Below are 12912 nucleotides of genomic sequence, written 5' to 3' on the forward strand. Positions count from 1 at the left end.
CGAGCTCGCCGGTCCCACGGGTGCCAGGGGCCACGGCCCGGACGCTACGCGCGCTTCGACGGGGCGGGCTGCTTGGCGGCGAGACGTTTGCCGAGCCGCTCGATGTCGACGATCATCCGCTCGTGCGTCCCGGACCCGATCTGCTCCGACTCGTCCCAGGCCGCGACGCGGAACTGGATCTGGCGTCCGGCGACGCCGACCACCTCGGCCTCCGCCCGGACGCGGTGCCCGACCGGGGTCGCCGCCATGTGGGTCACGTCCACCTTGGTCCCGACGGCGCTCTCGCCGGGATCGAGGTACTGGCGGACGGCGTTCAGCGCCGCGTTCTCCATGATCAGGACCATCATCGGCGTGGCGAAGACCGGCGGCAGGATGTTGTCCTTGAACTGGCTGGCCAGATGTGACGGCCCGACCAGCATGGCGAAGCTCCCCTTCGCCCCCAACGGGATGTCCTGCATGCGCGCGCTCCAGATCCGTTTCGGCCCGATGACCGATAGGTAGGGCCGAGGGACCGCGTCCGGACATCCCGGGACCTTCGCCGCACGCAGCCCAGCCCCCTCCCCGCCGCCCGGCCAGGCACGGGAACCCCGGCACGAGAACCCCGGACCGGGAACCCCCGGAAGGGGGGGACGAGCGCTCGCAAGCGAGTCGCGTCCGGTCAGCGCCGACGGCGGGGCTGGCCGGCCGCCCCAAGGATGAGGTCCGCGATATCCGGAGCGCGCGAGATCAGGGACAGGTGGCTCGCCCGGAGCTCGACGGTCCGCGCGTTCATGCGCTTGGCCATGAACCGTTCGAGGTCCGGGTCGATGGTCCGATCCTCGGTCGACACCGCGTAGAAGCTCGGCTTCGAGCGCCAGGCGGCCTGGGTGGTCCGTCCCGTCAGCAGGGCCTTGCGGAACGGCTGCTGGACCGCGAACAGCACCCGCGCCTTCTCCACCGGCAGGTCGCCCGCGAAATCCCGCAGGAACGCCGCCTCGCTCAGGCGCCCCTCGTCGCCGTCGAACACGACGCCGGCCGAGGCGGGCGGGGTCGGGTAGGCCTTCGCCAGCGCCGCGTAATCCTCGTTCGCGTCCGGCGCCCGCGCCGCCACGTAGACCAGCGCCGAGACCTTCGGGTCGATCCCGGCTTCGGTCACGATCATGCCGGAGAACGAGTGGCCGACGAGGACGGTCGGTCCCTCCTGGCGGGCCAGCACGCGCTGCGCCGAGGCCACCGCTTCCGCGAGGGTGGTCAGCGGGTTCTGCACGGAGGTGACGGAGAGGCCGGCCGCCTGCAGGTGCGGGATCACCTCCGACCAGCACGACCCGTCGGCGAACAGCCCGTGGACCAGCACGACGTTGCGCGCCCGCGGGAGATCCTGGGCGGTGGCCGGTCCGGGCAGCAGCGCGGCGGCCGCGCCGGCGGCAAGGGTGCGGGTCAGCGTTCTGCGCGTCATCATGGGGACGCCTCCATCCGGACTCGTCGATGCGGGACGTACCGTCCCTGTTCGCCGCCGGCGCGGGAAGGATACAGCCTCGGGCCGCCCAAGGCGCATCTCGGCGCGCATCTCGGCGCGACCCGGCGGCGGCCGGGACCGCGCGCGGACGGGCACATCCGGGCGCAAGCGTCCCGGGATGTTACCCGGATATGCTGCGCGATGCTGGACGAGGGCGGCCTTTCAGCCTCTCATGGCGGCACGAATTGAGTAAAAACCGGGAGAGGAAACCGAGATGCTGCGACGCGTGCTGCGTCGGCTGACGGCTGCGGCCTCGCTGACAGTGCTGACATTCGCCGTTCCGGCCGGCGCCGAGGAGCCGCTGCGCTTCGAGGTCGATCCGGCCTGGCCGCAGCGCCTGCCGAACGACTGGATCATGGGTCAGGCGGCGGGTGTCGCGGTCGACGCGCAGGACAATGTCTGGGTGATCCAGCGGCCGCGCACCCTCACCGACGACGAGAAGGCCGCGAGCCTCGATCCGCCCCGCACCCGCTGCTGCAAGCCGGCGCCCCCGGTCCTCGTCTTCGACCAGGCCGGGCGCCTGGTGAAGTCCTGGGGCGGCCCGGGCGAGGGCTATCAGTGGCCCCAGAACGAGCACGGCATCCACATCGACCACAAGGGCTTCGTCTGGCTCGCCGGCAACGGCGACACCGACGGCCAGATCCTGAAGTTCACCCCGGACGGCAAGTTCGTGCTGCAGATCGGCAAGCAGGGGCCGCAGACCGACAGCCGGGACACGAGCCGCCTCGGCAAGCCGGCCGGCATGATGGTCGATCCGGAGACGAACGAGCTCTACGTGGCCGACGGCTACTACAACCACCGCGTCATCGTGTTCGACGCAGAGACCGGAGCGTTCAAGCGGATGTGGGGCGCCTACGGCAAGCCGCCGACCGACGACAAGCTCGGCCCCTACGATCCGGCGGCGACCCCGTCCCAGCAATTCGCCAACCCGGTGCACTGCGTGCAGGTCGCCCGCGACGGCCTCGTCTACGTGTGTGACCGGACCAACGACCGGATCCAGGTGTTCCGGAAGGACGGCACCTTCGTGAAGGAGATGTTCGTCGAGAAGAACACCCGGGCCAACGGCTCGGTCTGGGAACTCGCCCTGTGGCCGGACGAGCGCCAGACCTACCTGCTCAACGCCGACGGGGCCAACAACGAGGTCCGCACCCTGAGCCGCGACACCGGCGAGGTCCTCGGCCGCTTCGGCCGCAACGGTCGGATGGCCGGCGACTTCCACTGGGTCCACAACCTCGCGATCGACTCCAAGGGCAACGTCTTCACCACCGAGGTCGACACCGGGAAGCGGGCGCAGAAGTTCCTGTTCCGGGGCGACATGGTGCTGCGCAAGCGCGCCGCCCTGCCGGAGGGCGGCGCGCGATGATCGCGGCGGCCGATCCGGCCACGCCGGTCGCCGGCGCGGGCTGCGCGTGCTGCCTGCCCCGGCGCGGCTTCCTGGGCCGCCTCGCGGGGCTGGGGGCGGCGGCGCTGACGGCCGGCGCCGCGCGGGCCGAGCCGTCGCGCTACACGGGTCTGGTGATCGACTGCCACGGGCACTACACCACCGAGCCGGCCGCCATGCTGGACTGGCGCAAGCGCCAGATCGGCGCGCTCAACGACCCGGGCCAGTCCCCCAAGCCGTCGGACCTGCAAGTCAGCGACGACGCGGTGCGCGCCAGCGTGAGCGGGCGGCAGCTCAAGCTCCAGTCCGAGCGCGGCATCTCCCTGGCGCTGTTCTCGCCGCGGGCCGGCGGGATGGGCCACCATATCGGCACGGCCCGCACCAGCCTCGACTGGTCGATCGTGTCGAACGACATGATCCACCGGGTGACGAGCCTGATGCCGCAGAACTTCGTCGGCGTCTGCCAGCTGCCGCAATCGCCGGGTGTCTCGCCCAAGAACTGCACGGCCGAGCTCGAGCGCTGCGTCAAGGAGCTCGGCTTCGTCGGCTGCAACGTCAACCCGGACCCGTCCGGGGGCTACTGGACCGATCCGCCGCTCTCCGACCGGTTCTGGTACCCGCTCTGGGAGAAGATGGTCGAGCTCGACGTGCCCGGCATGGTGCATGTCAGCGCCTCGGCCAATCCCAACTTCCACGCGACCGGGGCGCACTACATCAACGGCGACACCACCGCCTTCATGCAGTTCGTGACCTCGGACCTGTTCAAGGACTTCCCGACGCTGCGCCTGATCATCCCGCACGGCGGCGGTGCCGTGCCCTATCACTGGGGGCGCTACCGGGGACTGGCCCAGGACATGAAGCGGCCGCCGCTGTCCGAGCTGATGCGCAACGTCTTCTTCGACACCTGCGTCTACCATCAGCCCGGCATCGACCTGCTGCTCAAGGTCGTCCCGCGCGAGAACGTGCTGTTCGCCTCAGAGATGGTCGGCGCGGTGAACGGGGTCGATCCCGAGACCGGCCACGCCTACGACGACACCAAGCGCTACGTCGAGGCCGCGGCGATCCCGGACGCGGACCGGGCCAAGATCTACGCCGGGAACGCGCTGCGCGTGTATCCGCGCCTCGCGGCGCGGCTCCGGTCGGTCGGCGTGACGCCGTAGGGCCGCCGAGGGCCTCGGAGGAGCCGCAGAGGCGGGGTGGACCCGATCGCGGATCCGCCGGCGCGCGCCTGCCGGTGACCGGGCGAATGTGTCTCAGATCGACGGCGCCGCCGCGCGGACGATGTTGGTCCCAGGGCCGGACCGGCGGGTGAAGCGGGGATGTCGTTCATGAGGGTCACGATCTGCGCCGTCGCGCTCTGCCTTGTCGCGGGCCTGGGCCACGCTCAGGAGGCCGGGCAGACGGTCGCCGGCGAGGGGGACTGGGTGCTCAGGAAATCGGCGGCCCCGTCGAGCGGCGACGTCGCCTGCGTTCTGGCGCCGAAGGCGCGGTCGCGCATCCAGATCGTCGGCGACCGCATCGAGATCACCGGCCTGCCAAAGAATTCCATCTTCAATTATCAGTATCGGATCGACGACGGACCTGTTTCAACCGCGATGTTTCCCACAACGCAGATGCAGGACGCCGGAGTGATCACGCTGAATGGGGACGTATTGAAAGATATTCTGGCCGGTCGACGCTTCAGCATCCGCCTGCTGGACCGATGGCACGAGGCCATGACGGAGGAGATCAGCCTCTCCGGGCTGCGCGGCCTGATCGACAAGCGGGCCGAGGCCTGCAGGTAGCCGGCGCCTCACGCAGCGCGCCGGAGCCCCCTCCCCCGTGCGGGCGGATCGCGCGCGGCGGATCTCGGGAACCGGCGGCCTCGCGACCGGTCCGCCCCGGCGGCGCGAGGCCCGCGCGGCGCGACCTCAGAGCCCGGATCGCTCCGGGCCGCGCGCCTGTTCGCGCTCGTAGGCCGCGAACAGCTCGGGGAGGCGCGCGACGAGGAAGTCGCCGAAGGCGGGATGGAGCGTCTCGTCGATGATCAGGCCCACGGTCGTCGGGGTCCGCTCGACGCGCGCCAAGTGGCGCCCGTCCTCCGCCAGCCCCACCTCCGGCCCCGCGCGGACCACCGGCGGCGCCGGGGCTGGGACCGGCGCCACGGCCGCGTACACGCGCACGAACCGCTGGTCGGAGGACAGGGTCGCGAAGGCGTCCGCGGCGACGATCTCATCGACCCGCGCCCGCATCTCCGGGCTGGCGAGGCGATCCGCGAGGCTCATCCACCGGCGGCGTCCCGCCTTCGGGGCGGGACCGATGGCGGCGATCACAGAATCGGGCAGGGCGCGCCGCGCCGCGATCAGGCGCGACAGCTCGGTCTTGTCGACGAGCAGGGCGGCCATGATCACGTCGCGCCCGTGCCCGAGCCGCTCCAGCGTCAGGGCGAAGGCGGCCCGCTCGATGAAGCTGAGATCGGCCCGCGCGTTGTTCTCCTGACCCTGGGCGACGACGAGTTCGGCATCCGTGAGCGTCCGCACCAGCGCGCGGACCGGCCGCCCCAGCGCGGCCGCGGCCCGCAGCCGCCGGTGGCCGAACGCGACCTGATAGCGCCCGCTGACGGTGGGATGGGGCCGCACCAGGATCGGGGTCTGCTGCCCCTGCGCCCGGATGACGGCGACGAAGGCGTCCTCGCCGGGGCCGTCGATCACCGGCAGCCGGTCGGGAGCCGGCGACGGGTCGACGAGGCCCGGATCGAGATCGACCGCGACGCTGCCGGACCTGAGCTGGTCCTCCGCGGCGCGCGCCGAGACGACTTCGGAGGTCAGGCGCTCCAGGGACCGGCTCATCGCGCCGACTGCGCCGCGGCCGGTGAAGCTGGGAACGGCCGGGGCCGGGCCCCGCTCCGATCGCGCGGCCGCCGCGTCGTCGCGGGGCGAGTTGACCGCGGTCAACTCGGTCTGGTCGGCCGGATCGAGCAGGCCGGCGAGGAGGTTCTTGCGGGCCATCGGATCAGCGTCCCCATGCCGTGCGGATCAGCGCCTCGATCTCGCCGTTGACCGCGTCCAGGCTCTCCATCGCGCGGTCGTAGGTCGCGCGCGTGAACTGGTCGCGACTGACCTCGAACAGGGTCTGCTTGGTGATGCCGGCATCCGAGACCGCCGTGCTCTTCAGCATCGCGTTGGTGAGCACGCGCTCCCCGAACAGCGTCCGCATGAACGCGACCATCTGGGTCTGCGGACCGTCGGTCGGCTCGTAGCGCGTGACGAGGTAGCGCATCCAGTCGTAGTTCATGTCGCCGCCGGCCTTGGCGACGACCCCGAGCATCTCGGAGGTCATCAGCAGGAACTGGCACATCGACATCACGTCGAGCATCTGCGGATGCACGGTGACGAGCACGCTGGTCGCCGCGCACAGGGCCGAGAGCGTCAGGTAGCCGAGTTGCGGCGGGCAATCGACCACGACCACGTCGTAGCGGTCGGCGACCGGCGCCAGGGCCTGGGCGAAGCGCGTGAAGAACAGCGAATCGCCGTCGCTGCTCCGCTGGAGGAGGGCGCGCGGTGTCTCGTGCTCGAATTCCATCAGCTCGAGATTGCCCGGCACGAGGTCGAGGCCCGGAAAGTAGGTCTTCTGGATGACGTCGGTCAGGGGACGGCGCGCCGCGTCGTACCGGATCGCGGCGTAGAGGGTCTCGTTGTCCCGCACGTCGAATTCGGGCTGGATCCCGTGCAGGGCCGACAGGCTCGCCTGCGGGTCGAGGTCGACGGCGAGGACGCGGTAGCCCTGCAGCGCCATGTGCTGCGCGAGATGGGCCGCCGTGGTGGTCTTGCCCGAGCCGCCCTTGAAATTCACCACCGCGATGATCTGGAGATGCTCCTCGGCCCGCCGCTCCTTCCGGTACCGCCGGCCAGTCTTGGCCCCTTCGTCCAGCATGCCGCGCAGCGCCTGGATGTCGGCGCTCGAGTAGGATCGCCGCCCGGACGGCCCGATCTCGGGGGCGGGCCCCTTGCCGTCGAGCGAGAGGCGCCGCAGGTAGCCGTCGTCGACCCCGATCAGCTTGGCGGCCTCGCCGGACGAGAATCGCCGCAGCTGCTTGCGCGCCTCGGGCGGGAACAGCCGCTGCCGGTGCGACTGCAGTTTGGCCGACAGCGCCTGCGCGTCGCCGGCGATCAGATCGTGCATCGCCATGGAGGTTGACCCCGAAGAGGGTAGGGCGGCGAGCGCCGCGGGGCTGGCCACGGTTCCGAACTCCTGTCACGGTTTTCTCGGCCGCAAACGCCGCCGCACCGTGACAAGATCACAGTCAACCTTAACAGAATGTTGACGCTCGCGCCGCCCCGCTTCCGAGCGGGCGAGCGTGTTGACCGCGGTCAACTCCCGCGACGCGGACGGGACCGCTTGGGCCGTCGGCTGACGCTCGACGGCGCTGGCGCCACAGGGCGAAGAGCATCGGCCAGGCCGAGAACCGACCGGAGCGGGACTTCCGCGTCAGGTCGCGGAGATAGGCGCCGGGCGCGCCGATCGACTCGGCGCGCTGGAGGATCGCCGACAGCGCCGACAGCGCGTGGTCCCGCCCCATCGCGGCCAGGGCCGCCTCCCAGACGTCCGGACCGATTCCCAGCGCCGGACGAACGACCTCCGCCGCGCCGGCCAGATCGGACCAGCTCCGGATACCGTCGCGGGCGTAGAGCACGACGTCGGGACAGGCCTCGAGCACCATCGGCAGAGGCAGGGGCGAGGGGAGGGAAGAGGGGATCGGCGAGGGGAGGGGACGCGGCTGGCCGGGCGCGGGAGCGACGTCGGATCGCGCGGCTCCGGCCGGGCCTCGCCGGGGGCACCGTTCAGAATCGTCAGCAGGATCTGGATCTGAATTCTGATGGTGGCGCTCACCGTGAGACGCAGTGCCGACCATTTCCGGCGCATTCGCCAAACTTGGCAGCCACTTGTCCACCTCCCGGCGCAGCGCGCGCAGCGGTTCGGCGGCGGCGTGCAGGTGGGGCTCGCCGGCGGTCCGACCCGGCATGCCGCCGCAGGCCGCGAACCGGTCCGCGAGCGCCGCCCAGGGCCCGGACCATCCGGATTCGGCGGCCAGGGCGAGGATCTTCGACAGGTCGCGGCGGTGCAGGGCGATCTCCTCGCGCAGGAGCAGGCGCCGGCGCGCGGCCGCCCGCACCGCCCGGGCAAGAACGGCGAATTCCCCCGCGCGCGCCACGAGCGGCGTCAGGTCGAACCCGAAGGCGCGCGATCGCGCCGGCACCGTCGCGGCGCGCGTAGCGCTTGCCGTTCGGGCTGTCCCGCCGGATCACCAGGCCGGCCGCGACGAGCTGGGCCAGCGCGCGCCGCAGCGTCGCCGGGGACGGCCCGTGCGACCGCAGCGACAATTCGCGGTTCGACGGGAAGACCACGAGCGGCGAGCCGGGCGACAGCGCCGTCTCGGGATGGAACGTGAGCAGCGCGCTCAGCACCGCGAGGGCGCGGTCCGAGACGGCGAGGTGATCCTTCGCCTCGGTCACGTCGCGGAAGATGCGCCATTTGTGCCCGACCGCGTCGTCGGGGCAGGCCTTGGCCGCCGCCTGCGCGGCCATCATGCCGAGCGAGAGCGGTCGCCGCCCGAAGGGCGTCGTGGGTTCGTGTCCGGGAAGCATTGTCCTCGCCCGCGATGAGGCAAGAGAGCAGCGCCCGCCGAGGCGATGGCCGCGTCGCGTGGTTGACAGCGATGTCCGGGAGTGATTCTCTGAGGTTGTCCAGACGACAGAGAGGGCTTCCGGGGCGAACGTCTCGGGGGCCTTTTCTTTTGCCGGGTTGCTCCGTCTAGAGGGGTGGGGGTGGGCCGCCGTCAGGCGCGCGCGGCACCGGCCGGCGTCAGCAGGTCCGCGCTCTCGCAGGGGCCCATCTGATCCGGGACCCGCGCAGCCTTGCGCGCCCGCGGCGCGGCACGGGCGCGACGGGTCGGCCCCCCCGCGACGGCGACGAAGGCGCGCCGCAGCTCCGCCGGGTCCGAGTGCCGCAGCACCAGACCCTCGGCCGTCATCGCGACGTTGGCTTCCGGGTACGCGTCGAGGGTGCGCTTGATCGATTCCGAGAAGGCCTGCTTGAAGCGGGAGGCGAATTCCGAGGATCCGAACTGCGCCATCAGATCGCGCCAGGTCAGCAATTCGCTCTCCCCGCGCGAGAGCAGCGGCAGCCGGTAGCAGAGGTACACGAGGATATCGATCGCCATGGCGTTGTGGGCGACCTGGCGCAGCCTGGCGGTCGGCACCGGGATCGAGTGCCGTGTGAAGCGGTCGTAGGCGTTCTGGCTGAGCATCAGCGCTTCCGGCCAGCGCATGGCGCTGTGTCCCCCGGCGGCCCAGACCTCGAGGTCGTCATCCTTGAACGCGCCCCCCTCGATCAGGCTCTCGCGCTTGAACACGTGGCCGCCCTCGTCGCCGTTCAGGACCATCGTGAAGATGGGGAAGCTCAGCCGGACGAGCTGGTCCTTGGTCGGCCCGATCGAGCCCCGCTCGCCGCCCGTGACCGGCAAACCGACGGCCTTCAACCACTCGGTGATCCGCCCCATCTCCATCCAGCGGTCGCCGGCGCTCCGGCGCGGATCGCGGGCCTCCGTGGCCAGCCACATGGAGAGGAGGCGCGCCTTGGGTCCGAACGGGACGCCCACCTCGATCTGGCGCCCGTTGGGCAGGACGAACCGGGCCGGCTCGACGGTCAGCGAGAAGCGACCGTCGCGCCGGTTCCACGGCTCCATCGTGTTCTTGGGCCGGCGCAGCGGCAGGCCGGCGATGCAGAAGCCCTTGTGGAGGAACGACACATCCATGCGGCCGTCGAGCGCGGGGCCGAGCCTGGTCGTCGGCCGGTCGGCTCCGGCCTCGGGGCGCCGCAGGCTCTGCTCCCACAGGCTCAACTGGCGGGTCTCTGCCGCGTTCATGCCGGTCTCGCTCTCCTCGTGCCGACCACAGGGCAATTTGGAGGCTATCAGTCGCGAGTCGCCGACCGGGCGCAATCATCGGGTTTCCAAATCTCAGCGCGCCGACCGGGATTCTTTACAAAACTCAGCGTCGGCGACCCACGGCCGCCCAGCGGTCGAGCCGCGACGGCGTCCCGGCACGGCTGCGACCGCCGTTGGCGCCGGTCGCGTCGGCGCGAGTGCGAAAAATCAGCGCTCGCCGACCGTCCGCTGGCAAAAGTCAGCGTGGCGCACGCCGTCGATGACGGGTGAGGGCGCTTGGCGACCTTCCAAACCCCGGCAGGCGCGTCCACCTGCGCTGATTTTTGTAAGTCCCGCGCCGTCGGACACCGCAGGGGCCGCGCTGAGTTTTCTCAGGAGCGGACCCGGGGGCGCTGATTTTTGTAAGCGGTCGCGTCGGCAGGCCCGGCACCAGCGCGTTGGGTGGCCACTGACCGGCGACGCGTCTCGGGCGCGCTCGGACGCCACTGGACAGAGACGCGAGGCGGCCGATCAGCCGCACAAAGGGTGGCGACCCGGCCTGCTCGGGACCTCGCCGACGCGCTTCCAGCGGCGGACCGTAACCCGCGCGCCCGTGAGGCGGCGTGGACCGATCGGCAGGGACGACTCAGATGCGAGCCGCGCACCGCAGGATCAGGATGGTGGTGCGGCGACGCGTCGGATGGTGGCGTCGCTGACCGGCAAGGTCCCGTGGTCCGGAGACGGTCGGGCATCCGGTCGCGGCCCGCGACGACGCGGTCGGTGACCGCCCGACACATCGGAGCGCTACGGAGCGGGACCGGGAGGGGAGGGCGCCTTCGGGCCGCTCGCGCGACGGGCGTCGGCACCGGGCCGGTCATGGACGCCCCGTGCGCCCCTGCGCGGGCCGCGCGTCCCGCTCACCTATCGCCTGCGAAGTTCCAGAACGTGCCGCGTCGCGGGCGGCAAGTTGTCGCTCAAGGACAGGACGCGCGCATCCGAGGTGAACCGAATCTTCCTGTCGTTGTTTACGCTCGCCACCGAGGAGCGTTGACGACGTGACACCCCGATACGGTGTGTGACGCGGCGATCCGGGCCGTCTTGCCTTCCCGGAGCGCGGTCGCGCGCCGCGATCTCTGTCGACGACCGAAGATCCGATTTGTCAGGAGGAGATCCATGAAGGGATTCACGAAAATTGTGTCGTACGCGGCGGCCGCGGCGGCGGTCTGCATGCTCGCGGTTGTGGTGGTCCAATCGGCGGGGCTCCTCGCCGGGTGATGGGCCCCACGCGGTGATCCAAGTTCAAAGTTCGTACAGGGTCAGGAGCGATAGTCTAAATCTGTCTCATCGACGATGATGCCGGTATCGGGACCGTGGAGGAACAAGCGGCTTGGCGATTCTTCCCGGCATCGTCCGAGCCGAACACCGACTCAGACCGGGGTCGGAAGACGGGCGATGACCTTGATCTCGAAGTCGAAGCCCGCGAGCCAGGTCACGCCGACGGCAGTCCAGTTCGGATAGGGCGGTTCGCCGATCATTACGTCGCGTACCGCCATCACTGTGTCGAACTGCGTTTCAGGGTCGGTGTGGAAGGTTGTCACGTCCACCACGTCGTCGAAACTGCAGCCGGCCGCCGCGAGAACGGAGTTCAGCCTGTCGAAGGCACGGCGAACCTGCGCACCGAAATCCGGTTCAGGCGAGCCATCCTCGCGGCTGCCGACTTGGCCGGAGACGAAAAGCAGGTCGCCGGACCGGATCGCGGCCGAGTAGCGGTGCTTGTCGTAGAGGGCTTGCCGTCCGGGCGGAAAGACTGCATCGCGCTTCGACATATCGCGTGTCCTCTGCGAAGGGTGCCGACGGCTTCCATCGACCTCGCGGCGCCATTCACATACGCCGCGTATGCGGACCATCATGGCATACGCGGCGTATGTCAACACATGCGGGCCTATGTGAAGGATCGAGGCATCCTGTGGCATCGGGACGGCGCGCGCTGAAGATGGAGGAAACCCGCGCGAGGCTGATCCGCGCGGCGCGTGCAGCCTTTGCCGAGAAGGGCTACGCAGCGGCGTCGATGGATGAGCTGACGGAAGCGGCCGGCCTGACGCGCGGCGCGCTCTATCACAACTTCGGCGACAAGAAGGGCCTGCTTCAGGCCGTCATCGCGCAGCTCGACGCCGAGATGGTCGCTAAGGCGCGGGTCGCGCGCGAGAGGGCGCCAACGCCCTGGCTCGGCTTCCTCGACGAGGGCGTCGCCTACATCGAGTTGGCCCTCGAGCCGGAGATCCAGCGCATCGTGCTCCTCGACGGACCGGCAGTGCTGGGCGATCCGTCGCGATGGCCGGGCCAGACCGCCTGCCTGCGCACGACGACCGAGACGATCCAGGCCCTCGTGGAGGCCGGGACGGTCAAGCCTGTCGATGCCGAGGCCGCGGCGCGCCTGATCAACGGCGCGGCGCTCAACGCCGCGCTCTGGGTCGCCGCGTCCGACGATCCACCGGCCGTCCTCGGCAGGGCCACCGAGGCCTTCCGGTGCTTGGCGAACGGCCTCCTGAAGTAGGCCGTCCCGCCGGTCTGGACGCGTCATCCTCGGGCGCGCGACGCGTTCGTCGGGGGACACCTTGCAGGGTGGCCCGCGCGCGAACAGCGAGAGAGGAGACGACAACGACGTCTGCTCCGGACCCATGTCGCTCGAAAGCCGACCAGCCGGAAGCCATCCGTCTGAGACGTTCAGGCGGGCGTCGCGCGATGACGGAAACTGGCCGTAAGTGGAACAGCCGCTTCTGAGACGGTCGGCCGGAAAAGCAGATGGGGTCGTCTAATCGCGGGGCGAAACGCAAGCTTTTTCTGCGGTGATCGTGACCATATGCCGGGTGCAGGGTCGTCTTCGCGGTCGGCAGGAGCCGCCGCATGATGGAGCTTCGCGGGAGGAGCCTTCCAATGTGGATGCCGCACTTCGCTGAGTCAGCGGGTGCACCCCATCAGGCGGAATGGCTCTGCCCACGTCCCGGCAAGGACAGACCTGTGTGCTCGCCGCGCGAACGCGATCCGCTCGTCAGATCAGGCGACCGCTCCGGCGGTGCGGTCAAATCTCTCGCCAGACTTCAGCATGGCGTGCATCGTAACCGCCAACTTGCG

The 12912-nt window shown here is 70.5% G+C and carries 11 protein-coding genes and 1 pseudogene; 4 read left to right on the forward strand and 8 right to left on the reverse strand.

The window, feature by feature from the left end; genetic code table 11:
- Nucleotides 1–44: 44 nt before the first annotated feature.
- Nucleotides 45–458: a thioesterase family protein gene (locus C4T42_RS26520; protein ID WP_020096182.1), complete on the reverse strand. Its 414-nt coding sequence runs from the start codon at nt 456–458 to the stop codon at nt 45–47.
- 200 nt (nt 459–658) lie between these two features.
- On the reverse strand, nt 659–1438 hold the full coding sequence (locus C4T42_RS26525; RefSeq protein ID WP_020096183.1) for an alpha/beta hydrolase: 780 nt from the start codon (nt 1436–1438) through the stop codon (nt 659–661).
- A 271-nt stretch (nt 1439–1709) separates the two neighbouring features.
- On the opposite strand from C4T42_RS26525, the gene C4T42_RS26530 reads away from it, so the two are divergent.
- The 3 genes from C4T42_RS26530 (at nt 1710) to C4T42_RS26540 (ending at nt 4660) form a co-directional block, all read left to right on the forward strand.
- Nucleotides 1710–2858, forward strand: coding sequence for a hypothetical protein (locus C4T42_RS26530; RefSeq protein ID WP_020096184.1), 1149 nt, complete (start codon nt 1710–1712; stop codon nt 2856–2858).
- Between the two features lie 149 nt (nt 2859–3007).
- Nucleotides 3008–4036 carry an amidohydrolase family protein gene (locus tag C4T42_RS26535; RefSeq protein WP_026605418.1) on the forward strand — a complete coding sequence of 343 codons (1029 nt, stop codon included), beginning with the start codon at nt 3008–3010 and terminating at the stop codon, nt 4034–4036.
- A gap of 168 nt (nt 4037–4204) precedes the next feature.
- Nucleotides 4205–4660 (forward strand): hypothetical protein, encoded by a 456-nt coding sequence (locus tag C4T42_RS26540; protein WP_128083282.1) that lies wholly within the window; start codon nt 4205–4207, stop codon nt 4658–4660.
- Nucleotides 4661–4786: 126 nt separating this feature from the next.
- Here the strand turns inward: C4T42_RS26540 and repB are convergent, their stop codons facing one another.
- From repB to C4T42_RS26565, 6 genes and pseudogenes are all read right to left on the reverse strand, one after another.
- Entirely contained in the window at nt 4787–5863 is a 1077-nt protein-coding gene (gene repB / locus C4T42_RS26545; RefSeq protein WP_020096187.1) for a plasmid partitioning protein RepB, read from the reverse strand.
- A gap of 4 nt (nt 5864–5867) precedes the next feature.
- Nucleotides 5868–7043, reverse strand: a complete 1176-nt coding sequence (gene repA, locus C4T42_RS26550) for a plasmid partitioning protein RepA (RefSeq protein WP_020096188.1) — start codon at nt 7041–7043, stop codon at nt 5868–5870.
- Nucleotides 7044–7164: 121 nt separating this feature from the next.
- Nucleotides 7165–8067: a plasmid replication protein RepC gene (gene repC, locus C4T42_RS32900; RefSeq protein WP_348529278.1), complete on the reverse strand. Its 903-nt coding sequence runs from the start codon at nt 8065–8067 to the stop codon at nt 7165–7167.
- 88 nt (nt 8068–8155) lie between these two features.
- Nucleotides 8156–8500: pseudogene (locus C4T42_RS32905) on the reverse strand (helix-turn-helix domain-containing protein); the annotation flags it as partial.
- Nucleotides 8501–8691: 191 nt separating this feature from the next.
- On the reverse strand, nt 8692–9780 hold the full coding sequence (locus tag C4T42_RS26560) for a replication protein RepA (protein ID WP_020096191.1): 1089 nt from the start codon (nt 9778–9780) through the stop codon (nt 8692–8694).
- Nucleotides 9781–11207: 1427 nt separating this feature from the next.
- A complete protein-coding gene (locus C4T42_RS26565; RefSeq protein WP_020096193.1) occupies nt 11208–11606 on the reverse strand; it encodes a RidA family protein in 399 nt (132 codons plus the stop codon).
- 167 nt (nt 11607–11773) lie between these two features.
- Here C4T42_RS26565 and C4T42_RS26570 point away from each other — a divergent pair, with 167 nt between their 5' ends.
- A complete protein-coding gene (locus C4T42_RS26570) occupies nt 11774–12334 on the forward strand; it encodes a TetR/AcrR family transcriptional regulator (RefSeq protein WP_199778789.1) in 561 nt (186 codons plus the stop codon).
- Nucleotides 12335–12912: the final 578 nt, after the last annotated feature.

Origin of the sequence: Methylobacterium sp. 190mf (genome assembly GCF_900107945.1) — a bacterium.
Taxonomy (GTDB): Bacteria; Pseudomonadota; Alphaproteobacteria; order Rhizobiales; family Beijerinckiaceae; genus Methylobacterium.

What these genes read in the sequence shown, in the direction of transcription:
- C4T42_RS26560 (WP_020096191.1), bottom strand. Translation starts at nt 9,780, where the DNA reads ATGAACGCGGCAGAGACCCGCCAGTTGAGCCTGTGGGAGCAGAGCCTG.
- C4T42_RS26540 (WP_128083282.1), top strand. Translation starts at nt 4,205, where the DNA reads ATGAGGGTCACGATCTGCGCCGTCGCGCTCTGCCTTGTCGCGGGCCTG.
- repA (WP_020096188.1), bottom strand. Translation starts at nt 7,043, where the DNA reads ATGGCGATGCACGATCTGATCGCCGGCGACGCGCAGGCGCTGTCGGCC.
- C4T42_RS26565 (WP_020096193.1), bottom strand. Translation starts at nt 11,606, where the DNA reads ATGTCGAAGCGCGATGCAGTCTTTCCGCCCGGACGGCAAGCCCTCTAC.
- C4T42_RS26530 (WP_020096184.1), top strand. Translation starts at nt 1,710, where the DNA reads ATGCTGCGACGCGTGCTGCGTCGGCTGACGGCTGCGGCCTCGCTGACA.
- repB (WP_020096187.1), bottom strand. Translation starts at nt 5,863, where the DNA reads ATGGCCCGCAAGAACCTCCTCGCCGGCCTGCTCGATCCGGCCGACCAG.
- C4T42_RS26525 (WP_020096183.1), bottom strand. Translation starts at nt 1,438, where the DNA reads ATGATGACGCGCAGAACGCTGACCCGCACCCTTGCCGCCGGCGCGGCC.
- C4T42_RS26570 (WP_199778789.1), top strand. Translation starts at nt 11,774, where the DNA reads ATGGAGGAAACCCGCGCGAGGCTGATCCGCGCGGCGCGTGCAGCCTTT.
- C4T42_RS26520 (WP_020096182.1), bottom strand. Translation starts at nt 458, where the DNA reads ATGCAGGACATCCCGTTGGGGGCGAAGGGGAGCTTCGCCATGCTGGTC.